Genomic DNA, 26,435 nt, shown 5'->3' on the forward strand with positions numbered 1-26,435 from the left:
GCGGGGTGGAGCAGCCCGGTAGCTCGTCAGGCTCATAACCTGAAGGCCGCAGGTTCAAATCCTGCCCCCGCAACCACATCACCGAACCGACCCTTCAGCCCCGCGCCCGACAGCGCGGGGCTGAAGGCGTTCGGGACACGGCATGTGGGGGAGGGCGCTCGCACCCGCGGCGGCGCGGTCTCCATGGGAGGGACGGCCGAAGGCCTGCGGCTGATCCGCCGGCCAGCTCTCGTTTCCCGCCAAACGTCCCGCGCGCCGGACGGGCGGCCCCACCCCCCGAACCGCGGCAGTCACCGCGGACACGCTCACCGTCGGACATCATGGGTCTTGCAGGACACCGCCCGGACTGCTACGCAAAACTAGTCAACAAGTTCGCAGGACCCAGAGCATGGTGTCGATCGTCGTCGACGAGCCTCTTCACCTCCGCGTCGCGCCCGGCACGGATCCGACCGGCGCGCCGGCATCGGGGCACGTGATCCTGCGCGTCCTCCGCGCGGGCATCTGCGGGTCCGACCTCCACATCCTGCACGGGTCGAACCCGTTCGCCCGCTACCCTCGCGTCATCGGGCACGAGTTCGCCGGCGTGATCGAGGAGGTCGGCGCGGGCGTCGAAGCCCTGCGGGCCGGGCAGCGGGTCGTGGTGGATCCCGTCGTCGCCTGCGGCCACTGCTACCCGTGCCGCATCGGGCGCTCCAACGTTTGTGGCAACCTCGAGGTCTTCGGCGTTCACCGGGACGGGGGCTTCCGCGATCGCCTCGCCGTCCCGGCGGCCAACTGCGTCCCGGTTCCGGACGGCGTCTCCACCGAGGTGGCGACGCTGGCCGAACCCCTGTCCATCGCCGCCAACGTCCTGGCGCGGACCGGCATCGACGCGATCGACACCGTGCTGATCTACGGCGCCGGCACGGTCGGGCTGACGGTGCTGCAGGTGGCCAAGCTGCATGGCGCCCGTTGCCTTGTGGCCGACATCGACGCGGCGCGTCTCGAGCGGGCGCGCGGCTTCGGGGCCGACGTGGTGATCGATTCGTCCCGCGACGACGTCCCGGCCCGTGTCGCGGCCGAGAACGACGGCCTCGGCCCGACCCTGGTCATCGACGGGGCGGGCGTGCCGGCGCTGCTCGCGGAAGCCTGCCGCGTGGCCAGCCCGGCCGGGCGGATCGGCATCCTGGGCTTCTCGCCGGCACCCAGCCCGGTCAGCCAGCAGGAGATCGTCAAGAAGGAACTGGCGCTGTTCGGCTCGCGCCTCAACAGGAAGCTCCTACCGCGGGTCATGGACTGGTTGGCGTCGGGGCGGCTCGCGCCGGGTGCCATGATCACCCAGACATTCGCGGCCCGGGACGCGCGCGAGGCCTTCGACCTCGTCGAGCGCCACCCGGAGCGCACCGTCAAGGTGCATCTCGACTTCGCCGGCTGAGCGGAGCCGCCGCCGATGCGTTCGCGCGCCTCCCGGAATGCCTGACGACATGGCGTCGTCCCCTCCTCCCGCCCTCGGGCCGGCGCCCGGCACGGCGCCGACCTCCCCATCGCGCCCCGGCGTGCTCGGGTCCTCGCCCCCGCCGACGACGCGCGCCATCTACGCGGCCCTTCGCCGCGAGATCGTCACACTGGCCCTGATGCCGGGCACGAAGCTGTCGGAAAACGAACTCTCCCTGCGCTTCGGCACGAGCCGCGGCCCCGTGCGCGAGGCCTTGATCCGGCTCGGCGAGGACGGGCTGATCGAGGTCCTGCCCCAGCGCGGCAGCTTCGTCGGTCGGCTGTCCCTGCCCGCCATCGAGCGGGCCCGCTTCGTGCGGGAGGCGCTCGAGATCGCGGTCGTGCGCCGCGCCGCCGAACTGGGCCTGTCGCCCGGACAGGGCCGGCGGGCCGAGGCTTCCCTCGACGCCCAGGGCGAGGCAGGCATCGATGCCGAGCACTTCATCGACCTCGACGACGCCTTCCACGCGGGCTTCGCCGAGGGGATCGGCCTCGGCGGCGTTTGGGCCATCATCGAACGCGAGAAGACCCAGTTCGACCGGATCCGCTTCCTCAGCCTGCCGGCCGCGACACCGATCGACGTCCTCATCGACCAACACCGCGCCATCCTGCGCGCCGTGCTCGACCGCGACCCCGCGGCGGGCGAGCGGGCCGTGCGCGACCACATGGCGGAAGTGCTGAAGATCGTCAGCGACCTGCCGACGCGCCACCCCGACCTGTTCTGAACCCCGCACCGAGACGGAGACCCCCCATGGAGCAGACGTGGCGCTGGTTCGGACCACGGGACGGCGTGACCCTGGCCGAGGCCAGGCAGGCAGGCGCCACCGGCATCGTCACGGCCCTGCACGACATCCCCTACGGGGTCGTGTGGAGCGTCGAGGAGATCCGGGCCCGTCAGGCCGAGATCGCGCGCGACCCCGCGCTCGGGCTCACCTGGAGCGTCGCCGAGAGCCTGCCGGTGCACGAGGCGATCAAGATCGGCGACGGCGACCTCGAACCCCTCTTCGAGGCCTACCGCACCTCGCTGCGCAACCTCGCCACCTGCGGCGTCCGCACCATCTGCTACAACTTCATGCCGGTGCTCGACTGGGCCCGGACGGAGCTTCGGCACCGCCTGCCGCACGGCGGGCTCGCCCTGCGGTTCAATGCCCACGAATTCGCGGCCTTCGACTGCTTCATGCTGGAGCGGCCCGGTGCAGGCGACGACCATCCGCCGGAGGTGGTGGACCGCGCGCGGGCGTGGTTCGACCGGAGCACGGCGGCCGACCGGGACCAGCTGCTCGCCACCGTGATGGCCGGCCTGCCGGGTGCCTTCGACCGTTACGACATCGAGGGGCTCCGGCGCATGCTGGCGCTCTACAGCGGCGTGACGTCGGACCGCCTGCGCGAGAACCTCGTGCGCTTCCTCGAAGCCGTGATCCCGGCCGCGGAGGACGCCGGGATGCGCATGGCGATCCACCCCGACGATCCGCCGCGCCCGCTCCTCGGCCTGCCCCGCATCGTGTCGAGCGCCGAGGACCTCGCCTTCATCACCGGCGCGGTCGACAGCGTCGCCAACGGCATCACGCTGTGCAGCGGATCGCTCGGGGCCGGGCCGGACAACGACGTCGTGGCGATCGCCCGCCGGTTCGCGCCGCGCATCCACTTCGCCCACCTGCGCAACGTCTCGAACGAGCCGGACGGCTCGTTCATGGAGGCCGACCACCTCGAGGGCGACACCGACATGGTCGCCCTCGTCGAGGTGCTGCTCGACGAGCAGGGTCGCCGGCATGCGGCGGGAGACACGCGCTGGCGTATCCCGATGCGTCCCGACCATGGCCACGAACTCCTCGGCGACATCGGCCGGACGGGACATCACCCGGGCTACTCGGCGACCGGTCGCCTGAAGGGTCTGGCGGAACTTCGGGGGGCCATGCGCGCGCTGTCGCGCCTGCGCGGCCTGCCGCTGTGAGACGAGGCCCGACCGCGGACAAGCGCGGCGGGTGACGGAACGACAACAGGGAGGATCAGACCATGGCACAGCTACGGACTTCGGTGGGGAGCACCGCGCTCGGCGCCCTTCTCCTCGCCGGCACCGCGATGATGCCGGCCGGCGCGCGCGCGGCCGACGGGCTCGCCAAGGGCGACACCAGCGACAAGACCATCGCGTTCAGCAACTCCTATGCGGGCAACTCCTTCCGCCAGGTGATGATCAAGAGCTTCGAAGAGGCTGGCGCTCAGGCGGCCAAGGACCACGTCATCAAGGGCACGACGGTGGTCAGCGCCAACAACTCGGTCACCGAGCAGGCCGCCCAGATGCAGAACCTGATCCTGCAGGGCTACAGCGCCATCATCGTGCTGGCGGGCTCGGACACGGCGCTCAACGGCGTCGTCAAGGATGCCTGCGATGCCGGCATCGTCGTGGTGGCCTTCGCCAGCGGCGTGACCGAGCCCTGCGCGTATCGCGTCGACTACGACCTCGACAGCTACGGCAAGGCGGAGCTCGACTATCTCGCGGGCCGCATCGGCGACAAGAGCGCGAACCTGCTCGAGATCCGCGGTGCGGCGGGCGACGGCTTCGACAAGCGGCTGCATGCCGGCGTCGAGAAGGCCATGAAGGACCACCCGAGCTACAAGATCGCCAACGAGGTCTACGGCGCCTGGACGGCCGCGGTCGCCCAGAAGGAAGTTTCGGGCGTGCTTCCGTCCCTCCCCAAGATCGATGGCGTTCTGACCCAGGGGGGCGACGGCTACGGGGCCGCCATGGCCTTCGAAAGCGCCGGCCGGCCGCTGCCCGTCATCATCATGGGCAATCGCCAGGACGAGTTGGCGCTCTGGAAGAAGCAGCACCAGGCGAACGGCTACGAGACCATGTCGCTCGGCGCGACCCCGAGCGTGTCACAGGTCGCCTTCTGGGTCGCCCAGCAGATCCTGGCCGGCAAGAAGGTCCCCAAGTTCGTCGAGGTGCCCCTGCTCCGCATCGATCAGCCGGACCTCGATGCTTGGCTCGCCAAGGTCCCGGAGGGCGGCGTCGTCAACGCGACCTACGATCAGAAGCTCGCCGGCGACATCATCGACGCCAACATCGACCACAAGCCGCTGCCCGGCGTGCCGGCCCCGAAATGAGCGCGGCGGCCCTCCTCTCGGCTGGTGCTGCTGCCCGGGCGGAAGGGTCCGGGCCGCCCTTCGTGCAGGTCCGCGCCCTGCACAAGCACTACGGCGCCGTCCAGGCCCTGCGCGGCGTGGACTTCGCGGTCGGGCCCGGCGAGGTCGTCGGCCTCGTCGGCCACAACGGCGCCGGCAAGTCGACGCTCATGAACGTGCTCGCCGGCACCGTTCAGCGCACCGGCGGCGACTTCTCCGTCGCCGGGGCCCCGGTGGAGGCCTGGAGCCCGCACCGGGCCCAGGCACAGGGCCTGCGCTGCGTCTTCCAGGAACTCTCGCTGTGCGCCAACCTGACCCTGGCCGAGAACACGCGCGTGATGCACCGCGCGCTCCGCGGCTTCGGCTGGCGCCGGCGGGCCGAGCGGGTGATCGGCCAAACGCTCGACGCGATCTTCCCGGGCCACGGCATCCCGGCCGGGGCGCGCGTCGCCGACCTGCCGATCGGGGCGCGGCAGATGGCGGAGATCGCCCGCGCCTTCAGCGTCACCGACGAGCCTTTGCGCTGCGTCATCCTCGACGAGCCCACCTCGGCGCTCGGACACGAGGCGGCCGAACAGCTCCTGGCCTACATCCGCAAGGTGTCGACCGAGGGCGTCGCCTGCATCCTCATCACCCATCGCCTCGACGAGATCATGGCGGTCTGCCACCGGGCCGTGGTGATGGTCGACGGTCTCGTCACGGCCGAGCGGCCGATCGTCGACCTGTCGCGCGCCACCCTGGTGAGCCTGATGGGGACCATCGAGGCCCCACGGGAGCGGGAGCGCGCCGCCAAGTCCGACCTGACATCGACCGGCCTGACATCGATCGGCCTCGTCGTCGACGATCCGGGGCGAGGCGCCGGAGACCTGCCGATCAGGGCCGCGGCGGGGGACATCATCGGGTTCGCGGGGCTCGACGGCCACGGCCAGCGCGAGCGCCTGCGCGCCCTGTACGCCAAGGGCCGCGGCGGGCCCCATCCCGTCGCCTACGTGGCGGGCGACCGCGGCACCGAGGGCGTCTTCGCACTCTGGTCCATCGCCGACAACCTGACGATCCGCAGCCTCGACGCGCTTCGCCGCGGCGGCCTCCTGTCGCGGTCGGCCGAGCGTGCGCTGGCCCAGACCTGGGCGGAGCGCCTCAAGGTCAAGGCGCCTTCGGTCGACACGCCGATCCTGAGCCTCAGTGGCGGCAACCAGCAGAAGGTGCTCTTCGCCCGGGCGCTGGCCTCCGACGCCGTCGTCATCTTCCTCGACGACCCCATGCGGGGCGTCGACGTCAACACCAAGCAGGACGTCTACCGCCTGATCCGGAGCGAGGCCGCCAAGGGCCGATGCTTCGTCTGGTACACCACCGAACTCGAGGAGCTGAACAATTGCGAGCGCCTCTACGTGTTCCGCGAGGGCCGTGCCGAAACGATGTTGTCGGGCGCCGAGATCGAACCGTCCCGCGTCCTCGAAGCCTCGTTCGGAGGCGGCCATGAGTGACGCCGTCGACGTCGGCCGGGCCTCCGCGGCGCGGCGCGGCGCGCCGGCGCGCCCGGCCTGGCTGCGGGATGCGATCGGGGTGGGCCTGCCGGCCCTGGCACTCGCCGCCATGCTGGCCGTCATCCTCCACATCCGCCCCTCGGCCATGAGCTACTTCGGCTTCACGCTGCTGTTCAAGCTCGCGACGCCGCTCGTCTTCGCCGCCCTGTCGCAGATGCTCGTCATCATGCTGGGCGACATCGACCTCTCGAATGGCAGCTTCGTCGGCCTCGTCACCTGCGTGACGGCCCTCTACCTTTCCGACGCGCCGGGCGAAGCCGTGCTGATCTACGCCCTGGCGATCGCCGCCTATGCGGGTTTCGGCCTGCTCATCTACGTGCAGCGCCTGCCCTCGATCATCGTGACGCTGGGCATGTCGTTCATCTGGCTCGGCACGGCGGTGATCCTGTTGCCGGCTCCGGGCGGCGCGGCGCCGGACTGGCTGCATGGGTTCATGAACTGGAAGCCGCCGCTCGTGCCGCTGCCGATCTGGATCGCCGCCCTGGCGGCGGGGGCGGGGCACCTGATCGTGACGCGCTCGTCCTACGGTGCCGTGCTGCGGGGTGCCGGCGCCAACCCCCGGGCCGTCGAGCGGGCCGGCTGGTCCCTGCTCGGCATCCGGGCCGCGGTCTACGCGGCTGCCGGTCTCCTGGCGGTGCTCAGCGGCCTCGCCCTGACGGGACTCACGACCTCCGGCGACGCCAACATCGCACCCGCCTACACGCTGCTCGGCGTCGGTGCCGTGATCCTCGGCGGAGGCTCGTTCACCGGCGGGATGGTGTCGCCTGTCGGGACCGTCGTGGGCACCCTCACCCTGTCGTTGGCCGGCTCGCTGCTGAGCTTCCTCCAGGTCCCGCCGACCTGGCAGATCGGCGCGCAGGGCGTGATCCTGTTCCTGGTGCTGGCGGGTCGCGTCGTCGTCGCGGAGAAGACCCCATGAGCCCGCTCGCCGGTCGCCGCTCCCTCGGCCGCCTGTCCCTCGCGCCCTGGACCTACGGGTTCGTCGTCGCCCTGGCCATGTGGATCGCCACCACGGCCTATGCGGGCCTCGGCAGCGCCGGTGCCACCGCCGCCTCGGCCCTGGCCTTCGGGGCCTTCAGCGTCGTGGTGGGCACCGGCCAGATGCTGGTGATCGCGTCGGGCCCCGGCAACATCGACCTGTCGGTGCCCTCCGTCCTGACGCTCGCCGCCTATGTCGCCATGGCGGTGATGCACGGCAGCGACGGGCTGATCCTGCCCGGCCTGGCCGCCGCGCTCGCCGTCGGGGCGGTGGCGGGCGCCCTCAACTACCTCGCCATCACGGCGCTGCGCCTGCCCCCCATCATCGCGACGCTCGCCTGGAGCTTCGTCTTCCAATCGTTCGCCTACAACTTCGGCGGCGACGCCACCCTGAAGCCGCCTGCCGTCCTGTCGTCCTTCACGGCGCTTCGGATCGGCGACGTCCAGGTGATGCCGCTCGCCGTCATGGTGTTGACGGGAGTCGCCGTCGTGCTGCTGCGGCGGACCCTGTTCGGCCGTCGCCTGCTCGCCACCGGGCAGAGCGAGCGCGCCGCGAACCTCGCCGGGGTCCGGGTCGGCCGCGTCCGCCTTCTGGCCTACATGCTCTGCGGCACCGCCGCGGCGTTGACGGGCTTCCTCCTGTCGGGCTTCACCGGGGGGGCGTCGCTCAACATGGGTGACGCCTACCTCATGGAATCCATCGCCGTCGTCGTGCTGGGCGGCACCAGCGTGGCCGGCGGGCAGGCCAATGCGGTGGGGATCTGGGGCGCCGCGCTGTTCTTCAACCTGATGGCGACGATGCTGAACACGTTCCACTTCCAGGCAGGCGTGCGGTTCCTGCTCACCGGGACGCTGATCATCCTCATCGTCGCCATCGTCCCTCGCCCTCGCGCCGTCTGAGGTTGCCATGACCATGCCGCCGGACCGGCCCGAGCCGGTCGACCTGCTCCTCGACGCCGTCGGGCGCTCCGACCTCGTCGACCTCACTCACCCGCTCGTTTCCGGCATGCCGGTGTGGCCGGGGCACCCCGACTTCTGTCAGACCGCCATGTCGTCGCTGGCGCGGGGCGACGCCAGTTGCTGGCATGCGCTCTCGCTCGGCGAGCATACGGGCACGCACTTCGATGCGCCGTCCCACTTCGTGGAAGGCGGCTGGTCGATCGCGCAGGCGCCGCTCGGGCGGTTCTTCGGTCGCATGGTCACCATCCCGGCCAACGGCCTCGCACCCTGCTCGGCCGTGCCGGCCGACGCCATCGTCGCCTGGGAGGCAGAGCACGGGCCGATCGCGCCGGGCGACGCGGTCTTCTTCCACTTCGGGTGGGATCGGTTCTGGACGGCCGAGCCCGAGGCCTTCCTGGCCGGCTGGCCGGGCCTGTCGCGCGGCGCGGCCGAGCTTCTCGTCGAGCGCGCGGCTCGCATCGTCGGCTCCGACTGCCTGTCCGTCGATCCCTTCGGCAGTCCCGACTTTCCGGCCCACCTGACCCTGCTCGGAGCCGGCATCCTGATCGGCGAGAACTTCGCCCGGCTCGGCACCCTGCCGCCGGTCTGCTCGCTGGCGGCGCTGCCGTTGCCCATCGTGGACGGCTCCGGTTCCCCGCTCCGCGCCATCGCCTTCGTGCCTCGACGGGAGTGACCGGAGGATCCGGTGACGCGCAGCGGGGACCGCTGCCGGAGCCGGCGGGGCACGGCACGAAAACCACAAGACAGTCAGGGGAGAAGGCCATGAAGAAACGCCATCAGGTGCTGCTGCTGCTCTTCGTGGCCGGCATCATCAACTACCTCGACAGGTCGGCCCTGTCGGTGGCGGCACCGCTGCTGCAGAAGGATCTCGGCCTCTCGTCGGCCGACCTCGGCTTCGTGTTCTCGAGCTTCTTCGTCGGCTACGCGGTCTTCAACTTCGTGGGAGGCTGGGCGGCGGACCGGTTCGGCGGCAAGCGCGTCTACGTCGCGTCGATGGCCGGCTGGTCGCTCTTCTGTGCGCTCACGGCCGCGGCGACCGGCCTCGCCTCGCTCCTCGTCATCCGCGTCCTGTTCGGGATGGGCGAAGGACCGCTGTCGGCGACCAACAACAAGATCGTGTTCACCTGGTTCCCCAAACGCGAGGCGGCGAGCGCGGTGGGCATCGCCAATTGCGGGACGCCGCTCGGGGGCGCCATCGCGGGCCCGATCGTCGGCTTCGCGGCCCTGGCCTATGGCTGGCAAGCCGCCTTCGTGGCGGCGGGCCTGCTCGGCCTTCTCTGGCTCGTCGCCTGGCAGCTCGTCTCGTCCGAGACGCCGGCGACCCATCCCACCATCTCGGACGGCGAGCGTCACGCCATCGCGGTGGACCGTGTCGAACCGAGCGCCGCGAGCGACGCCGTGCCGCTCGGCTACTACCTGCGCCAGCCGACCGTGCTGGCGACCGCCATGGCCTTCTTCGGCTACAACTACATCCTGTTCTTCTTCCTGACGTGGTTCCCGAGCTACCTGACGCAGGCGCGTCACCTCAGCATCAAGGACATGAGCCTCGCCAGCGTGCTGCCCTGGGTTCTCGGGTTCGTCGGCCTCGCCCTCAGCGGGATCCTGTCCGACGCGATCTTCCGCCGGACCGGCCGGGCGCTGCAGGCGCGCAAGCTCGTCCTGTGCGTCTGCCTCGGCATCGCGGGCGTGTCGGTGGCGCTCGCCGGGCTCGTCGAGACGACCGGAAGCGCGCTGGCCCTGATGTCCTGCGCGGTGTTCTTCCTCTACCTCACCGGCGGAACATACTGGGCCATCATCCAGGACACGGTGCCGGGAGCCCGCATCGGCAGCGTGGGGGGCTTCGTCCACGCTTTGGCCAATTGTGCCGGGATCATCGGCCCGACCGTCACGGGCCTCCTGGTGCAGGGCACGGGCGCCTTCACCAGCGCGTTCGTGCTCGCCGGCGGGGTCGCGGCAGTGGGGGTCGCGGCAGTCGTCGTGTGCGTTCATCCGATCGCGGGCTCGGGAGGGCTCGAACCGGCGGCGTCCTATCGGCGTGCGACCGTCTGATGGACGCGCGGCGCTCGCGTCGGCCCCGCGACCGGCGAGGGCCGCCGAGCCTTTCCGGAAAAGACCTGTGGCGTGCCCGGACCTTGCGCGGCCGACGGCCCGGCACGATCGGCGTCGGGGCTCGTGTCGAGCCGTCCCTGGACTGGCACCGGCCTTCTCGGAACCGCCTCGGCGGTTCCAAGCCGTGAACTGCTCTCGACGCGCGTCGGCAAAGCGAAAACAGCCTCGCCGCCCATCACGGCGCGAGCGGTCGCGCCTATCAGACGGGTTCGTCGCCGGCGCTTGCCGGTCCCAGCCGCGTCCATGATCCTCCCGCGGTCGAGGAGCGAACGGCAGCGTCGATGAACGCGAGGCCGGCGACGCCGTCCGTCACGGACGGAAACGGCGGCTCGCCCGGGGCCGACGACCCGGTCCGCGCCGCCACGATCGCGTCCGCGGCATCGGAGTAGATGGTGGCGAAACCTTCGAGATAGCCTTCCGGGTGGCCGGCCGGCACGCGGGAGGCCCGCCGATTGGCCTCGCCGGCCCCTGCGCCGTTGCGGGTGAGGATCTGCCGGACGCCGCCGAGCGGCGTGTAGGCGAGCCGGTTCGCGTCGCTCTGGCACCAGTCGAGCCCGCCCGCCGTGCCGTAGACGCGCAGTCGGACCTCGTTCTCCTCGCCCACCGCGACCTGGCTGGCCCAGAGCGCCCCGCGCGCGCCGCCGGCGTAGCGCAGCATGGCCCTGACGTCATCGTCGAGCCGTCGCCCCGGCACGAAGGTGGTCAGCTCGGCGCTGACCTCCTCGGCGGCAAGGCCCGTCACGAAGGCGGCGAGGTTGAAGGCATGGGTCCCGATATCTCCGATGCAGCCGCCGGCCCCGGCCCTGGCGGGATCGGTGCGCCAGCCCGCCTGCTTGTTGCCGGTGTCCTCGAAGGGCTCGGCGAGCCAGTCCTGGGCATATTCGACCTGCACGACCCGAAGGGTGCCGAGCTTCCCCGCGCGGACCATCTCACGGGCCTGCCGCACCATCGGGTAGCCGGTGTAGTTGTGGGTGAGGGCGAAGACGAGGCCGGAGCGGCGGGCGTGGTCGGCGAGGGCGCGGGCCTCCTCCAGCGTCGTCGTCAGCGGCTTGTCGCAGATGACGTGGATGCCGGCGTCGAGGAAGGCGTGGGAGGCGGCGGCATGGAGGTGGTTCGGCGTGACGATCGACACCGCCTCGATGCCGTCGGGGTGGGCGGCCTCCTCCCGTGCCATGCTGGCGAAGTCGGGATAGGAACGGGCGAGTCCGAGCGCCGCGGCCGAGCGGGCGGATTTGTCCGGAGTGGAGGACAGCGCGCCTGCCACGAGGTCGTAGCGGTCGTCGAGCCGCGCCGCGATGCGGTGCACGGCGCCGATGAAGGCGCCCTCGCCGCCGCCCACCATGCCGAGCCGGATGCGCCGGCCGTCGTGCTTGACTGTCATGGTCGTATGTCGCTTCCGGTTCGGGTCAATCGAGGCCCAGCATGCGGCGGTTCCGCCCCTCGTCGGGAGCCGACCCGGCGAAGTCGTCGAAGGCGCGCTCCGTCACCCGAATGATGTGGGCCGCGATGAAGGCCGCGCCCTCTCGCGCGCCGTCCTCCGGGTGCTTCAGGCAGCACTCCCATTCGAGCACAGCCCAGGACGCGTAGCCATGCTGCGCGAGCTTCGCGAAGATGCCGCCGAAGTCGACCTGCCCGTCGCCGAGCGAGCGGAACCGCGCCGCGCGCTCGATCCAGGGCCGGAAGCCCGAATAGAAGCCCTGCCGTCCCGTCGGGTTGAACTCGGCGTCCTTGACGTGGAAGGCGCGGATCCGCTCGTGGTAGATGTCGATGAAGGCGAGGTAGTCGAGGCCCTGCAGCAGGAAATGCGACGGGTCGTAGTTGATGGCGAGCCTCCGGTGCCCGCCCGCCGCCTCGAGGAACTGCTCGAAGGTCGCGCCGTCGAAGACGTCTTCGCCCGGATGCAGCTCGAAGCAGAGGTCGCAGCCGTTCTCGTCATAGGCGTCGAGGATCGGCCGCCAGCGGCGCGCCAATTCGGTGAAGCCCGTCTCGACGAGGCCGGCCGGGCGCTGCGGCCACGGGTAGACAAAGGGCCAGGCCAGCGCCCCCGTGAAGGAGACGCTGGCGTCGAGCCCGAGCCGGCGCGACGCCCGTGCCGCCATCGTCACCTGCCCGACCGCCCAGGCCTGTCGGGCTCGCGGGTCGCCCCGCAGGCTTTCGGGCGCGAAGGCGTCGAAGGCCGCGTCATAGGCCGGGTTCACGGCCACGAGCTGGCCCTGCAGATGCGTCGAAAGCTCGGTGATGGCGAGCCCATGCGCCGCCACCGTCCCGGCGATCTCGTCGCAGTAGGTCTGCGATTCCGCGGCGCGCGCGAGGTCGAACAGGCGCCGGTCCCAGGTCGGGATCTGCACGCCCTTGTAGCCGAGTGCCGCCGCCCAGCCGCAGATCCCGTCGAGCGTGTCGAAGGGGGCGGCATCGCCGGCGAACTGGGCCAGGAACAGGCCGGGGCCTTTCAGGGTGGTGGGCATGGAGGCTCCCGTCCGTTTCACTGCGGCGGCTGCAGGACGCCGCGGTCGATCGACCCGGCCATGGCGCGAGCGGCGGCGGCGTCGGGGTGGATGCCGGCGGCGGCGAGGAGCCTCGGGTGGCGGCGTGTCATGACGATGTCCTCGCCGAGGGGGCGCCGCGCCGGGCCACGATATGCTCGGCGACGCGCCAGGCATTGGCCATGATGGTCAGCGTCGGGTTGGCGCCGGTGCCGGTCGGGAAGGGCGAGCCGTCCACGGCATAAAGGTTCGGCACCGCATGGGCGCGACACCAGCGGTCGAGCACCGACGTATCGGGGTCGTCGCCCATCCGCGCCGTGCCGTGCTGGTGCGAACAATTGCCCGTCACCCGGTCGGCGTAGACCTTTGTCACGGATCGGGCGCCGCTGGCTTCCAAGATGTCGGCGCCGCGGTCGATGAGGTAGCGGCCTTGCGCGAGGTCGTTGGCGTGAGGCTTCAACGTGGTGCGGGCCACCGGCAGCCCCCAGGCGTCGACGAGGCTGTCGTCGAGGTCGATGCGGTTGGAATGCTGGGGCATGTCGTGCAGCACCATGGCGACGGCGAGGGAGTGCGAGTAATGCTCGCGGTCGATGCGCTTGGCTTCCGCACCCCAGGCTGGCGTGCCGGGCAGGCGCCAGTTGATGGGCAGCGGGATGCCGACGCCCGCCACGGCGATATGCCCACCGCTGACGAAGCCACGCGCGGCGTCGTGGCCGTAGTGCTGGAACGTCGAGGCGCTGACATAGCCGCCCCCGGCCCAGGCATAGACGGGGTCGTCGTAGAGGCCCACGGCCGCCGAATATTCGTGGAACGTGACGTTGCGGCCGACGAGGTCGGAATCGTTGGCGAGGCCGTTCGGAAAGCGTCCCGAGCGCGACAGCAGCATCAGGCGCGCCGTCTCCATGGCGCCGCAGGCGAGGATGAAGACGTCGGCTTCCTGCTCGAACACGCCGCCGTCCTCGTCCTGGTAGACGGCGGCCCGGATCCTGCCGTCGCCGTCGAGCACCAACTCGCCGACGGTGCTGTTCGGTCTCAGGTCGTAATTGCCGGTCGCGACCGCGTCCGGCACGAAGACGTTGAGCGCCGAGGACCGCGTCCCCGTCGGGTCGCCGTGCTGCTGCGCGAAGGCCGACACCACGGTGGCGCGCCGTCCGTTGAAGGGGCGCGACAGGGCCGCCTGCGGGGTCGGGAAGGAGTTCCAGCCGAGCGCGTCGCAACCCTGCCGGAACTTCTGCGCGTAGCGCGACACCGGCATGGGGGGACAAGGATAGCCGCCGGAGCGGTGCGACTCGAAGGCGTTGGCGCCGGCCTCGCCCGACACGCCGAAGGCCCACTCGACCTTGAGGTAATAGGGTTCGAGCTCGTCGTAGGTGATGGGCCAGTCGGCCAGCGATGCGCCCGGCAGGTCGCCCGCGACCGTCCGCATGCGGAAGTCGTCGGCGGTGAAGCGCGGCAGCCAGCCCTGCCAGTGGACCGTGCCTCCCCCCACCATCTGCGGCACGGGGCAGAACATCTCCTCGCGCGCCGCATCGTCCTCGGTTTCGCGCCAAGTGCGCGGGTTGAGGAGCGGGTCCGGCCACAGGTTGTAGCGGTTGATGTTGGCGAGTTCATCGCCCCCGAAACTTTCCCGCCGGCGCCACGGGCCCTTCTCCAGGGCCACCACCTTCACGCCGGCCTCGCACAGGACCTTGGCGGCGGCGGCGCCCGAGGCACCCGCGCCGATGATGCAGACGTCGGCCCGTCGCGGCTTGGTTTCAAAGGCCATCGTGGAATTCCTTGACCTTCTCGGCCTCGCCCTCGGCGAAGTAGCGCAACGTCGTGTAGGTGCCGTCGTGCACCGCCTTCAGGGAGGCCGGCCCGGGAAAGCCGATCACGTCCCAGCCGACCCGTCCGCGGTTGCCGCCGTAGATCGGGTCCGCGTAGAAGCCCTGGCGCGTGTGGGTGACGAGCAGCGGCAGGAAGTCGAGGTCGGTCTCGGTCGAGGTCTGCTGCAGCGCCGGCTCGGCCGACACGGGACCGGCGAGCCCGGTCGATACCGTCGCGGTGGTGGGGGCGGCAGCCGCGTCGCGCTCGACGGCGCGCAGGACCTCGTCCTGCCGCTCGGGATCGAGGCTCGCGAAGTCGCGCGCGCCGAGGCCTTCGGCGCGCGCGTCGAGGTCGCGGATGCCGTCGGCGTATTTGGTCCGCATGATGTCGAGGCGCGTCTGCCACGCCCGCGCGCTGCGGCCCTCCAGCACCTCGAAGCCGGAACCGTCGGGCTTGGCGAACAGGTAGTCGAGGCCCGACAGGGTGCGCTCGAGGAAATCGATGCAGCCCGCCTCGCGGGCGCCGGGCGTGTCGTCCGTCGGGATGATGCGCGCCATGGCGGCCTCGATCGTCGAGCGCTGGTGGGGGTCGAAGAACGTGTCGGGCATGATGGCTCCGGCTCGTGGGGAGAGAAGGATCGGACGGGAGGAAGGTCGTCAGCGCTTGCGGGTCTGGCTGATCGCCACCGCGACGATGATGATGGCGCCGCGCGCGATGAGCTGCTGCGAGAATTCCAGCCCCATCAGCACGAGGCCGTTGTTGATGAGGCCGATCAGCAGCGCGCCCATGATCGAGCCCACCACCGTGCCGGCCCCGCCGAACAGGCTGGTGCCGCCCAGCACCGCCGCGGCGATGACCGACAGCTCGTCGCCTTCGCCGAACTGGAAGCGGCCCGAGTGGAGGCGGCCCGCGTAGAGCATGCCGGCCAGCGCCGCCGCGACCGACGACAGCATCAGCACCTTGAACTTGATCGCAGCCGTGTCGACGCCCGAATAGCGCGCCGAGGTCTCGTTGCCGCCCGTCGCCAGCACGCGCCGCCCGAAGGTGGTCCGCCGCAGCACCACATGCCCGACCGCGCCGACGGCGACCATCCACAGCAGCAGGCTCGGCACCGGGCCGAGGTTGCCGCCGCCGAACACCGCCGCATAGGGCTTGTCCAGGATGGGGATCGCCGCCGTGGCGCTGATCCACATGGCGACGCCGCGCGCGATGCCCATCATGGCCAGCGTCGTCAGGAAGGACGGGATGCCGATGCCGGTGGTGAGCCAGCCGTTGACCGCGCCCACCGCCACGCCCGTGCCGATGCCGCACAGGATGCCGCCCGCGACCCCGAAGTGGTCCATCCCCATGGCGGTGGCGACCGAGGCCAGGCCCGCGACGGCGCCCACCGACAGGTCGATCTCGGCCGTCCCGAGCACGAACGTCATGGCGACCGACACGACCGCGATGATGGCGGTCTGGCGCACGATGTTCAGGAGGTTGTTGGGGTCGAGGAAGCCCCGGTCGCCCAGCGTGGCGGCGAAGACGGCGAAGATCACCACGAAGCCGATGTAGATGATGAACTCGCGCCAGGCGGCCAGCGGCGATGGCCCCTTGCGGGCGGGAACGGCTGCGGCGTCGGTCATCGGTCGGGCCCTCCCCGGGCTTCCTGCATGGCTTGGTTGAGCTTCTGTTCGGCGTGCTGGAGGGCGTCGACCGGGTCCGGGTTCTCCGGATCGTCGAGCTCGTGGCGGGCGATGTCGCGCACCACGCGCCCGTCCGACATGACCAGGATGCGGTCGCAGGCGGCCAGCAGCTCCTGGAGTTCGGAGGACAGGACCAGCACGGCCTTGCCGGAGCGGGCGAGGTCGCGGATCAGCGTCACGATCTCGGACTTCGAGCCGATGTCGATGCCCGCCGTGGGCTCGTCAAGGATGAGCACGTCCGGCTCGGTGGCGAGCCACTTCGCGATGACGACCTTCTGGGCGTTGCCGCCGGACAGCGTCCTGACCGCGGCACGGCGCGAATCCGTCTTGATGCGCAGCCGCTTGATCGCCGCCTCGGCGAGCGCCGCCACCCGGCCGCGATCGACGAGGCCGCCCTTCGACACCGCGCCGAGGTTCGGCAGGGCGATGTTGTTCTCGACCGAGTGGAAGGCCACGAAGCCCTGGCGGGCGCGGTCCTCCGGCACCAGCGCGATGCCGGCTCTGATCGCGTCGCGCGGGCTCGCGATGGTGACGGGCCGCCCCCTGACGCGGATCTCGCCCGAGGCAGCCGGCTGCACACCGCAGAGCAGCCGCGCCAAGGACGACCGGCCCGAGCCGAGCAGCCCCGCCACGCCGACGACCTCGCCGCGGTGCAGCGCGAGATCGACGTTTCGCGGCTTCGCCGCGCCCGACAGGCCCCGGGCCTCGAGCAGCGCCTCGCCGACCGCGGCCGCGCCCCGCGCCACATCGGAGAAGCCGCGCGAGCGCCGGCCGATGATGGCGGCGATCATGCTGTCGAGCGTGAAGTCCGCGAGCGGCGCCGTGACGACGTGCACCCCGTCGCGCAGCACCGTGGCACGGTCCGCGATGCGGAAGATCTCGTCCATGCGGTGCGACACGTAGACGATCGCGACCCCGCGCGAGCGGAGCTGGCGCACGTAGTCGAACAGCCGCGTCACCTCGTCGACCGACAGCGCCGTCGTCGGCTCGTCGAGCACCAGGACCTTGCAGGGCTGGGAGGTCGCCTTGACGATCTCGGTGAGCTGGCGGTGCCCGGCGGGGATGTCGGCGACGCGCCGGGTCGGGTCGATGTCGACCCCCATGGCGGCGAACAGCTTCCGGCTGCTGGCGATCAGCGCCCGGTCGTCGATCAGGGCGCCGCGCTTGATCTCCCGGTCGAGGAAGACGTTCTGGGCGACGGTGAGCGTCGGCACGAGGCTCATCTCCTGGAACGCCATGGCGACGCCCGCGGCGCGCGCGGCCTCGGCCGTGAAGGTGGTGAGCGGCACCCCGCCGATCGCCACCGCGCCGGAGGTCGGCGGCTGCACGCCGCGCAGGATCTTCAGGATGGTGGACTTGCCGGCGCCGTTCTCGCCGAGCAGCGCGTGGACTTCGCCGGGCCGCACGTCGAGGCTGACGCCGTCGAGGGCCCGCACGCCGCCGAAATGTTTCGAAACGTCGGTCATGCGGACGGCATCGGGGAGGGCTGTCGCGGTCATGGGGACGTCTCGGTATGGGGAAATCCTGCCGGCCCTCCTTCCGTGCGGAAGCAGGGCCGGCGCCGCCTCACATGCTCTTCTTGATCTTCGCCGTGACGGGTTGGTGGTAGACCTGGCTCCAGGCCTCGGCGAGGTTGGCCTTGGTGACCGGCAGGGCGGGAAGCGCCACGTAGGCCGGCGCCGCCTTGCCCAGCAGCCCGTAGCCGGCCAGCATCGCCTCCGTGACGCCCTGGTCGTAGGGGCGCTGGGCCGACAGGCCCTTGATGACCCCGTCCGACGCCATGGTGATGGCGACGTTCTCACCGAGGTCGCAGTTGGTGACGATCAGGTCGTCGCGGCCGTTGGTCGAGGCCGCCGCGACCACGCCCTCGGCCGGCACGTCCCACACCGCCCAGATGCCCTTGATGGAGCGGTGGCTCACCAGCATGGCGCCGGCCGCCTTCTCGGCGTCGCCCGCGAAGTCGGGGCCTCCGATGCCCTGCTCCGCCACCACGTGGATGTCGGGGAAGGATTCGGCGAGGGTCTTCTTCACGGCGTCGTAGCGCTGCTTCGTCACGAAGAAGTCGGCCGCGTGATAGATGAGGCCGACGTCGCCCTTGCCGCCCATCGCCTGGCCGAGCAGCAGCGCGGAAGCGACGCCGTTGCCGTAATTGTCGGCCGACACGACGCTGACGTAGTCCACCCCCGCCTTCATGCCCTTCGGCACGTTGTCCATGAAGACGAGCTTCACGCCGGCCGCGGCGGCCGCCTTGTACTCGTTGGCGGTGGCGGTGGGGTCGCTCGGGATCGACACGATGATGTCGGGCTTCTGCGCCAGCACGGTCTCGATGTCGCTGACCTGCTTGTCGGGCTTGAAGCCCGCGTCGGTGACGGCGATCACGTCGATCCCCATCTTGGCGAACTCGGCCTTGAGGCCCTGGATCTGTGCCTGCGACCAGTCGTTGCCGGCGTAGTGCATCACGATGGCGGCCCTGGCGTGCTTGCCCTTGATGGCGGCGAGTTCGCCGTCGGTCAGCGAGACCGAGGAGGCCGGCTCCGGCTTCTCGCCGTTGGGCCCGAGGCTCATCACGTGGTCGCCGACGGCCGTGAGGGCCGCGGCCGCGTCGGCGGCGCGGGCTGCGCCGGAAGCCGACAGGGCGAGCGCGAGCCCGAGCGCAGTGGTGGCGAGAAGCCGGTGGTGGCGCATGCGTCGTCTCCCTTTATGGTTCTGGTTCGGCGGCTTCAGAGCGCCGCCATCTCGCCGTCCACGAAGGCCCGGCTCTGCCGTGCGCCCTCGGCCGGATCGGGCCAGGCGTCGAGTTCGTTGCAGATCCAGCCGGCGTAGCCGATCTCGCCGAGCGCCCGGATCACCGCGGCATTGTCGCAATCCCCGGTCCCGACCGGCGTGAAGGCGAAGGGCTGGCGCCGCCACCCCTTGAGGTGGACGTAGGAGATGCGATCGGCGTGCTCGCGCACCAGGGCGGCGGGATCGCCGCCCGCGGCGGCGAGATGCGCCGTGTCGGGGCAGAAGCCGATGCCGGTGCGGGCGAAGATCCGGCGCGCCTCCTCGGGCGTCTCGACGATCGTCGACAGGTGCGGGTGGTAATGGGCGGCGAGGCCCCGCGCCCGGGCGATCTCGACCACGCGGTCGAGCCCGGCAGCCAGCGCGTCGTAGTCGGCGTCGCGGGTGCCGTCGAACCGCCGGGCGCCACCGCCCACCACCAGATGCTCGGCGCCCAGCGCCCGCGCGGCGTCGGCGGCCCGCGCGATGCGATGCAGCTCTTCGGGCAGCACGTCGGGGAAGATGAAATTGGCGCCGCTGTAGACGGCGACGAGCGACAGGCCGGTGTCCGTCAGGGTCCGGCGAAGAGCGGAAAAGCCGTCGGCTTCGCCGTCGAGCACATTGCCGTCGAAGAGCTCGATCCCCTCGTAGCCGGCGTCGGCGATGTCGCGCGCCGCGGCAGCCATGTCGCCGAACGTCCGGTAGCCCAGGCGGGAAATCGACGTCACCCCGACGGCGTCGCCTCCGAGCGGCCCCCAGCAATTGGCGTGGTAGGCGAGCCTCCAACGCGCCATGGCGTCTTCTCCCCCGATGCCGCATCCGTCGCGGTGTTTCGCCCGGACTTGGGTCCGGTTGTCGCGATCCCTTATGAAACCGGTTTCATAAGCCGTCAACAGCTGAATGGTAACGGTTTCATTTTCGGTCGTCCTGCGCTCGTAAGCGCAGTAGCTTGGCGGTGCGGCAGGAGGCATGGGATGCGGGGCAAGGTCGGTCCGGCCACGATGCGCGAGGTGGCAGAGCGCGCCGGCGTGGCGCTCACCACGGTGAGCCGGGCTTTCTCGAACCCCGACAAGCTGTCGCCCGACACGCTGCGGCGCATCGCCGACGCCAGCGCCGAACTCCAGTACACGGTGAACCTCAGCGCCCGGTCCCTGCGCAAAAGGTCGTCCGGCATGCTGCTCGTGCTGCTGCCCGACATCGGCAACCCGTTCTTCTCGCTCGTGCTGAAAGGCATCGAGGAAGGCGCACGGGAGGGCGGTCGCGTGCTGCTGATCGGCGACACCGGTTCGGACGCGACGTTAGCCGACGCCTATGCCGGGCAGCTCGACGCCGGCACGGTCGACGGCATGATCCTGATCGACGGCCGGGTGCCGTTCCCGCACGGCTCGCCCGCGCGGGCGCGGCTCATGCGGGCGCCGGTGGTGGCGTTGAGCGAGCACGTCGACGATCCCTCGATCCCCTTCGTCGGCATCGACAACCGGGCGGCGGGGCGCGACGTCGCCCATCTTCTGGCCGACCTCGGCCATCGCCGGCTCGGCCATATCGCCGGCCCGGCGGCGAACGGCCTGACGACGCTGCGGGAGCAGGGCTTCGCCGAAGGCGCGCGCGAGCGCGGCTGCGACCTGCTGGGCACGGCGACGGGCGACTGGTCGATCGGCTCCGGTCAGGCGGCGGCGGCCGACATCCTGTCCTGGCCCCATCGTCCGACCGCGATCTTCGCCGCCAACGACGAGATGGCGATCGGCGCTGTCCATGCCCTCGCGGCTGCGGGCGTGTCGGTGCCGGGCGAGCTGTCGGTGGTGGGCTTCGACGACATCGATTTCGCGGCCGTGGGGTCGCCGGCGCTCACCACCATCCGCCAGCCCCGCTTCGCCATGGGCCGGGCCGCCGTCGAGGCCGTCACGGCGCGGATCGAGGGCCGGACGACGGCCGAGCCGGCCAGGATCCTGCCGTTCGAGCGCGTCATGCGGGCCAGCACGGGTCCGCTCGGTTCCGGGCAGACCGCTGCGGGGCGCGGCTGACATCGCCTCGGCGTTCGGAGCGCCGGGCGACGCGCCGGACGGGTCAGTAGGTGGCGCGTCCGCCGGACACGTCGAAGACCGCGCCGGTGCTGAAGGAACATTCCGCGCTGGCCAGCCAGGCCACCAGGGCCGTCACCTCCGCGATCGCGCCGAACCGGCCGAGCGGGATCTTGGACAGCATGAAGTCGATGTGGGCCTGGGACATCTGGTCGAAGATGGCGGTGCGCACCGCGGCCGGCGTGACGCAGTTGACCCGGATGTCCGATTTGGCCAGCTCCTTGCCGAGCGACTTCGTGAAGCCGATCACCCCGGCTTTCGAGGCGCTGTAGGCCGAGGCCGTGGGGTTGCCCTCCTTGCCGGCGACGGAGGCGATGTTGACGATGCGCCCGTAGCCGCCGCGCTCCATCACGGGTACGGCGGCCCGGTTGCAGTAGAACAGGCCGTTGAGGTTGACGTCGATGACCCGCCGCCAGGCGTCGACCGGATAGTCGCGCACCGGGGTGTTGGGGCCCGTGATGCCGGCGCTGCAGACCAGCACGTCGAGCGTCCCGCCGAGGGCCGCCACGCTCTCGTCCATGGCCCGGGCGACCTCGCCGGCGTCCGAAATGTCGAGCGCCCGGGTGTGGTGGGCGCCGGCCTTGGCCTTGGCCTCCGCCAGCACGCCCGCGTCGAGGTCCCACAGCGACACCGTGGCGCCCTCGGCGGCGAGCCGGGCGGCGAGGTCGAGCCCGATGCCGGAGGCGCCTCCCGTCACGATGGCGGTGCGGTCGCGGAAACGTTCGGGGAACAGCATGTCGTAACCTCCATCTTGCGCCAGCGCTCGCCATCCTGCCGACGTTCGCCCGGGCCGTCGATCCCGGCCCGCCACATCACCCGCGCCGCGCGCGGGTGATGTGGCGGGCAGACGTGTCGGGATCCGCCTTCGGGGCCTGGCCGGGGTGGCGACATCCGCCCGGGCGGAGCCAGGATGGCATCGCGGCGCGGCCGCCGAGTGCGGCGCCAGGGACGGCGCATCGCATCGACGGCGGTGCGGACGAGCGAACCGAGAGGGAGCCGCACGGCTTCGGCCGAAGCCCCTTGTCCGAAGCCCCTTGTCCGAAGCCCCTCGGCCGAACCCTGGACTTCGGCGGACCCCGCCATTATCATCTCCCCGTGACGTCGGATCGGGCGATCCGGGACAGGCCAAGGGTCGGGACGCATCGCCGCCTTCCGCCGTTCCGTCGTCGAAACCCGCATGTCACGCGCCGTCGCCGGACCGCCTCGCAGGCGCGCACCGTCCGGAACCCGCCGTCGAGGTCATGCTCGCGGGCGGGTCGGGCGCCCCGGCACGGCGCTATGCTTGTCCCGTTTGCCCAGCCGGTGGAACACGATGGCCGACCTGATCCGTTACGACCTGCTCGTCCAGGACGCCCTGCGCGGGGTCGTGCGTCAGGTCCTGACCGACGTCGCCCGCAACGGGTTGCAGGGCGAGCACCACTTCTTCATCACCTTCAAGACCGCCACGGCCGGCCTGCGCCTGTCCAACCGCATGCGCGAGCGCTATCCGGACGAGATGACGGTCATCCTGCAGCACCAGTTCTGGGGGCTGACCGTCACCGAGGCGGGGTTCGAGGTCGGGCTCTCGTTCAACAACATGCCCGAGCGGCTCTTCGTCCCCTTCGCCGCCATCACCATGTTCCAGGACCCTTCGGTCACCTTCGGGCTGAAGTTCGACGTCAAGGACGGCGACGGCGCGGCGGAGGGTTCCGCCAAGCCGGGCGCGGAGACGCCCCGGCCCGCCCTGGCCGAGGCTCCGAAGGGGCTGCGCGCGCTCGCCACCGTCGACACCAACCTGCCGGCCCGGATCGGCGACGGCACCCCCAAGGGCGAGGATCGCAAGGACAGGGCCGCCGACAAACCCAAGGCCGACAAGCCGAAACCCGTGCTCGCCAAGGTCGAGGACGAGGAGGAGGACGACAAGGGCGGCGGCACCGACAAGGGCGCCGGCACCAAGGTCGTCTCCATCGACGCCTTCCGCAAGAAGCCCTGAGCCGCCGGGAGGCCGCCCGTGGGAGAGGTCGTCAACCTCCGGCGCGCCCGCAAGGCGCGGGACCGGCTCGTCAGGGCCGAGGAGGCGTCCCGCAATCGCGCGGCCTCCGGCCGCTCCGCGGTCGAGCGGGCCGGCGCCGCCGAGGAACGGGCGCGCCGCGACGCGGCGCTCGACCGGCACCGCATCGAGGCGCCCGGCGATGGACCGACCGACTGAAGCGGCGGCGACCGTCGCCAAGCGGTCCCTGAGCATCGCGGGGCACCGCACCAGCGTGTCGCTCGAGGATGATTTCTGGACCGCCCTCGCCGAGATCGCCCGGGCGCGCGGCCTGTCGCTCGCCGCGCTCGTGTCCGAGATCGACAGGGGGCGAGGCGACGCCAACCTGTCGTCGGCCATCCGGGTCTTCGCGCTGCGCTTCTTTCGCGCGGGCGGCGCCTCCGGCCCGCGCGCCGGGGCGCCCGAGGGCGGAGAGCCGACCGGGCATCCCCGGCCTGCCGCGTCCTGAGCCGGATCGGCCCGACCGAGCCGCCGACCGCCGGCCCGCATGTCCCGGCTTCCCGCACGGCACGCGGCGTGCAATGCTCGGCGCGAGACGGCCCCGACGGGGCGGGCCACGCGAGGGAAGTCACCATGGCGACGGGCAGGTTTGCGGCACTTCTGGCGAGCGCCAGCCTCCTGGTCTCGGGGGCGGCCCTGGCCGCCGACATCAAGCCGGCCCTGATCTACGACATCGGCGGCAAGTTCGACAAAAGCTTCAACGAGGGGGCCTTCGACGGCGCGGAGAAGTTCAAGAAGGAGACCGGGGTCTCGTTCCGCGACTTCGAGATCCAGAACGACGCCCAGCGCGAGCAGGCCATGCGCAAGTTCGCCAAGGACGGCATGACGCCCATCGTGGCGATCGGCTTCAGCCAGGCCAGCGCCATGGAGAAGGTGGCGGCCGAGTTCCCCAAGACGCAGTTCGTCATCGTCGACGCCGTGGTCGACAAACCCAACGTCCAGTCGGTGCTGTTCAAGGAGGGCGAGGGCTCGTTCCTGGTCGGGCTGCTCGCCGCCAAGGCGTCCAAGACCGGCAAGATCGGCTTCGTCGGCGGCATGGACATCCCGCTGATCCACAAGTTCTCCTGCGGCTACGTCCAGGGTGCCAAATACGCCGACCCGAAGGTCGAGGTGCTGCAGAACATGACCGGCACGACCGGCGCCGCCTGGACCGACCCGGTGAAGGGCGGCGAACTCGCCAAGTCGCAGATGGACCGCGGCGCGGACGTCATCTACCACGCGGCCGGCGCCACCGGCGTGGGCGTGCTGCGGGCCGCAGCGGATGCCGGCAAACTGGGCATCGGCGTCGATTCCGACCAGAACGGCCTGTTCCCCGGCCACGTCCTGACCTCCATGCTGAAACACGTCGACGTCGCCGTGGAGGACACGTTCAAGGCCGCCAAGGCCGGCACCTGGAAGCCCGGCATCCTGGTGCTGGGCCTCAAGGAGGACGGCGTCTCCTACGCCCAGGACCAGTACAACAAGAGCCTGCTGACCCCCGACATGCTCAAGGCCGCCAAGGCCGCGGCAGACGACATCGAATCGGGCAAGATCAGCGTGCACGACTATATGGCCGACAACGCCTGCCCCAGCTGAGCGCCGGTGAATGGATGCCCTTCTGCTCGAAAACCAAGGGAGCTTTTCCGATGTTTTCAGGGGGCATCCGGGCACGCGTTCGATACGGTCTCGGCGTCTGAACCATCCGAGGCCGATGAGCACGCCGTCCCGCACCCGGACGCCCGAGGCGCGGCCGCGACCCGGTGCCGCCCGAGCGCTTTCGCCGTCGGCGGATCCGCTTCCGCTCCGCATCGAGGCCCGGCCCGCGTGACCGCCCCGGCGCTCGACCTCGTCGGCATCGCCAAGAGCTTCGGCCCGGTGCAGGCCAACCGGGACGTCGACCTGTCGGTGGCGGCCGGCACGATCCACGGCATCGTGGGCGAGAACGGCGCCGGCAAGTCGACGCTGATGTCCATCGTCTACGGCTTCTACGAGGCCGATGCCGGCGAGATCCGCGTCAAGGGCCGGCCGGTCCGCATCGCCTCCTCGCGCGATTCCATCCGCCACGGCATCGGCATGGTCCACCAGCACTTCATGCTGGTCGACACGCTGAGCGTGCTCGACAACGTCATGCTGGGCGCCGAGGGCGGGCCCTTGCTGCGGCGCGGCGCCGCCGGGATCCGCGCCCGCATGGCGGGGCTGGCGCGCGATTACGGCCTCGCCGTGGACCCCGACGCCCGCGTCGGCGACCTCGGCGTCGGCCTGCAGCAACGCGTCGAGATCGTGAAGGCGCTGCTGCGCGGCGCCGACGTGCTCATCCTCGACGAGCCCACGGCCGTGCTGACGCCGGCCGAGGCGGACGGCCTCTTCGACATGCTGCGCACGCTGCGGCGCCAGGGCGTCACCGTGGTGCTGATCACCCACAAGCTGCGCGAGATCATGGCGGTGACGGACCGCGTGTCGGTGATGCGGCGGGGCACGATCGTCGAGACCGTGGACACGGCCGCCACCACGCCGGCGCGGCTCGCCGACGCCATGGTGGGTCGCCGCGTCGCCCTCACGGTGGCGCGGAGCCCGGCCCGGCCCGGGCCGCCGCGCCTCGAGGCCCGCAACGTCACGGCGATCGACGCCCACGGCGTCAAGCTGCTCGACGACGTGTCGTTCACGCTGCATGCCGGCGAGATCGCCGGCCTCGCCGGCGTGGCGGGCAACGGCCAGTCGGAACTCCTCGAAGTCCTGGCCGGCCTCCGCCCCCTGGCGGGGGGCGAGATCCTGATCGACGGCCGCCCCGTCGCGCCCGCCGACCGCGCGCCGCGCGCCCTCGGCCGCCTCGGCCTCGTCCACATCCCGGAGGATCGGCACCGCATGGGGCTGGTCACGGCGTTCGAGGCCGCGGAAAGCGCCATCCTGGGCATCCACCGCGAGCCGCGGTTCGGCCGCGGGCCCTTCCTCAGCCGGCGGGCCGTGCTCGGCGACATGGCGCGCAAGATGGCCGACTACGACGTCCGCCCGGCGGCGCCGCGGCTCAAGACCGCGAATTTCTCCGGCGGCAACCAGCAGAAGATCGTGCTGGCCCGCGAGATGGAGCGCGAGCCCCGCATCGTGCTCTGCGGCCAGCCGACCCGCGGGGTCGACATCGGCGCCATCGAATTCATCCACCGCCGCCTCGTGGCGCTGCGCGACCGGGGGGTTGCCATCCTGGTCGTGTCGGTGGAACTCGACGAGGTGCTGGCTCTCGGCGACCTGATCCTCGTCATGTGCGGCGGGCGGATCACCGGGCGGCGTCGGCCGCCGCCCGGCGCCGCCGACGACCCCGCCATCGTGAGCGCGCTCGGCCTGATGATGGCGGGCGTCGAGGACGGGACGGCCGGGGCGGCCGAGCCATGAGGGCGTCGAAGGCGAGCATGACACGACACACGGACGCGACACCG

24 protein-coding genes are annotated in these 26,435 nt (G+C 71.4%); 15 read left to right on the plus strand and 9 right to left on the minus strand.

Going from position 1 to position 26,435, the window contains the following annotated elements; translation table 11 throughout:
- Window positions 1-388 precede the first annotated feature (388 nt).
- The 9 genes from D3272_RS23860 (at window position 389) to D3272_RS23900 (ending at window position 10,127) form a co-directional block, all read left to right on the plus strand.
- Window positions 389-1,414 (plus strand): Zn-dependent oxidoreductase, encoded by a 1,026-nt coding sequence (locus D3272_RS23860; RefSeq protein ID WP_129221723.1) that lies wholly within the window; start codon window positions 389-391, stop codon window positions 1,412-1,414.
- Between the two features lie 49 nt (window positions 1,415-1,463).
- Window positions 1,464-2,198 (plus strand): GntR family transcriptional regulator, encoded by a 735-nt coding sequence (locus tag D3272_RS23865; protein ID WP_165361505.1) that lies wholly within the window; start codon window positions 1,464-1,466, stop codon window positions 2,196-2,198.
- 26 nt (window positions 2,199-2,224) lie between these two features.
- Entirely contained in the window at window positions 2,225-3,424 is a 1,200-nt protein-coding gene (uxuA, locus tag D3272_RS23870; RefSeq protein ID WP_129221727.1) for a mannonate dehydratase, read from the plus strand.
- A 62-nt stretch (window positions 3,425-3,486) separates the two neighbouring features.
- Window positions 3,487-4,578: an ABC transporter substrate-binding protein gene (locus D3272_RS23875; protein ID WP_129221729.1), complete on the plus strand. Its 1,092-nt coding sequence runs from the start codon at window positions 3,487-3,489 to the stop codon at window positions 4,576-4,578.
- Window positions 4,575-6,080, plus strand: coding sequence for a sugar ABC transporter ATP-binding protein (locus D3272_RS23880; RefSeq protein ID WP_129221730.1), 1,506 nt, complete (start codon window positions 4,575-4,577; stop codon window positions 6,078-6,080). The genes D3272_RS23875 and D3272_RS23880 overlap by 4 nt, the downstream gene beginning before the upstream one ends.
- Before the next feature lie 109 nt (window positions 6,081-6,189).
- Window positions 6,190-7,059 carry an ABC transporter permease gene (locus D3272_RS23885; protein WP_428978018.1) on the plus strand — a complete coding sequence of 290 codons (870 nt, stop codon included), beginning with the start codon at window positions 6,190-6,192 and terminating at the stop codon, window positions 7,057-7,059.
- Complete coding sequence (locus D3272_RS23890; RefSeq protein ID WP_129221732.1) at window positions 7,056-8,018, plus strand: ABC transporter permease; 963 nt, start codon at window positions 7,056-7,058, stop codon at window positions 8,016-8,018. Before D3272_RS23885 ends, D3272_RS23890 begins: the two co-directional genes overlap by 4 nt.
- Window positions 8,019-8,025: 7 nt before the next feature.
- Complete coding sequence (locus D3272_RS23895; protein WP_129221733.1) at window positions 8,026-8,751, plus strand: cyclase family protein; 726 nt, start codon at window positions 8,026-8,028, stop codon at window positions 8,749-8,751.
- 89 nt (window positions 8,752-8,840) lie between these two features.
- The gene (locus D3272_RS23900) at window positions 8,841-10,127 is read left to right on the plus strand and encodes an MFS transporter (protein ID WP_129221735.1); all 1,287 of its coding nucleotides are present in this window, start codon (window positions 8,841-8,843) and stop codon (window positions 10,125-10,127) included.
- A gap of 259 nt (window positions 10,128-10,386) precedes the next feature.
- Here the strand turns inward: D3272_RS23900 and D3272_RS23905 are convergent, their stop codons facing one another.
- The 8 genes from D3272_RS23905 to D3272_RS23940 form a co-directional block, all read right to left on the minus strand.
- Entirely contained in the window at window positions 10,387-11,568 is a 1,182-nt protein-coding gene (locus tag D3272_RS23905) for a Gfo/Idh/MocA family protein (RefSeq protein ID WP_129221737.1), read from the minus strand.
- A gap of 25 nt (window positions 11,569-11,593) precedes the next feature.
- The gene (locus D3272_RS23910) at window positions 11,594-12,652 is read right to left on the minus strand and encodes a sugar phosphate isomerase/epimerase family protein (protein ID WP_129221738.1); all 1,059 of its coding nucleotides are present in this window, start codon (window positions 12,650-12,652) and stop codon (window positions 11,594-11,596) included.
- Window positions 12,653-12,779: 127 nt separating this feature from the next.
- Window positions 12,780-14,435: a GMC family oxidoreductase gene (locus D3272_RS23915; protein ID WP_129221740.1), complete on the minus strand. Its 1,656-nt coding sequence runs from the start codon at window positions 14,433-14,435 to the stop codon at window positions 12,780-12,782.
- Window positions 14,425-15,084 (minus strand): gluconate 2-dehydrogenase subunit 3 family protein, encoded by a 660-nt coding sequence (locus D3272_RS23920; protein ID WP_129221741.1) that lies wholly within the window; start codon window positions 15,082-15,084, stop codon window positions 14,425-14,427. The genes D3272_RS23915 and D3272_RS23920 overlap by 11 nt, the downstream gene beginning before the upstream one ends.
- A gap of 48 nt (window positions 15,085-15,132) precedes the next feature.
- A complete protein-coding gene (locus D3272_RS23925) occupies window positions 15,133-16,101 on the minus strand; it encodes an ABC transporter permease (protein ID WP_129221743.1) in 969 nt (322 codons plus the stop codon).
- On the minus strand, window positions 16,098-17,660 hold the full coding sequence (locus D3272_RS23930) for a sugar ABC transporter ATP-binding protein (RefSeq protein WP_129221744.1): 1,563 nt from the start codon (window positions 17,658-17,660) through the stop codon (window positions 16,098-16,100). Before D3272_RS23930 ends, D3272_RS23925 begins: the two co-directional genes overlap by 4 nt.
- A 67-nt stretch (window positions 17,661-17,727) precedes the next feature.
- Window positions 17,728-18,846, minus strand: a complete 1,119-nt coding sequence (locus tag D3272_RS23935) for a substrate-binding domain-containing protein (RefSeq protein WP_129221745.1) — start codon at window positions 18,844-18,846, stop codon at window positions 17,728-17,730.
- A 35-nt stretch (window positions 18,847-18,881) separates the two neighbouring features.
- A complete protein-coding gene (locus D3272_RS23940) occupies window positions 18,882-19,715 on the minus strand; it encodes a sugar phosphate isomerase/epimerase family protein (protein ID WP_129221746.1) in 834 nt (277 codons plus the stop codon).
- Between the two features lie 180 nt (window positions 19,716-19,895).
- Here D3272_RS23940 and D3272_RS23945 point away from each other — a divergent pair, with 180 nt between their 5' ends.
- Window positions 19,896-20,942, plus strand: coding sequence for a LacI family DNA-binding transcriptional regulator (locus D3272_RS23945; RefSeq protein WP_129221748.1), 1,047 nt, complete (start codon window positions 19,896-19,898; stop codon window positions 20,940-20,942).
- A 43-nt stretch (window positions 20,943-20,985) separates the two neighbouring features.
- Here the strand turns inward: D3272_RS23945 and D3272_RS23950 are convergent, their stop codons facing one another.
- Complete coding sequence (locus D3272_RS23950) at window positions 20,986-21,735, minus strand: SDR family NAD(P)-dependent oxidoreductase (RefSeq protein WP_129221749.1); 750 nt, start codon at window positions 21,733-21,735, stop codon at window positions 20,986-20,988.
- A gap of 576 nt (window positions 21,736-22,311) precedes the next feature.
- Here D3272_RS23950 and D3272_RS23955 point away from each other — a divergent pair.
- The 5 genes from D3272_RS23955 (at window position 22,312) to D3272_RS23975 (ending at window position 26,391) form a co-directional block, all read left to right on the plus strand.
- Window positions 22,312-22,971 (plus strand): SspB family protein, encoded by a 660-nt coding sequence (locus D3272_RS23955; protein ID WP_129221751.1) that lies wholly within the window; start codon window positions 22,312-22,314, stop codon window positions 22,969-22,971.
- Between the two features lie 18 nt (window positions 22,972-22,989).
- Window positions 22,990-23,187, plus strand: a complete 198-nt coding sequence (locus D3272_RS23960; RefSeq protein WP_129221752.1) for a DUF4169 family protein — start codon at window positions 22,990-22,992, stop codon at window positions 23,185-23,187.
- Window positions 23,171-23,476, plus strand: coding sequence for a ribbon-helix-helix domain-containing protein (locus D3272_RS23965; RefSeq protein ID WP_129221754.1), 306 nt, complete (start codon window positions 23,171-23,173; stop codon window positions 23,474-23,476). The genes D3272_RS23960 and D3272_RS23965 overlap by 17 nt, the downstream gene beginning before the upstream one ends.
- Before the next feature lie 125 nt (window positions 23,477-23,601).
- Entirely contained in the window at window positions 23,602-24,603 is a 1,002-nt protein-coding gene (locus D3272_RS23970) for a BMP family lipoprotein (protein WP_129221755.1), read from the plus strand.
- Between the two features lie 228 nt (window positions 24,604-24,831).
- Window positions 24,832-26,391, plus strand: coding sequence for an ABC transporter ATP-binding protein (locus tag D3272_RS23975; RefSeq protein WP_129221756.1), 1,560 nt, complete (start codon window positions 24,832-24,834; stop codon window positions 26,389-26,391).
- The last annotated feature ends 44 nt before the right edge of the window (window positions 26,392-26,435 follow it).

It is taken from the genome of Lichenibacterium ramalinae (assembly GCF_004137085.1).
In the GTDB taxonomy this organism is placed as follows: domain Bacteria; phylum Pseudomonadota; class Alphaproteobacteria; order Rhizobiales; family Beijerinckiaceae; genus Lichenihabitans; species Lichenihabitans ramalinae.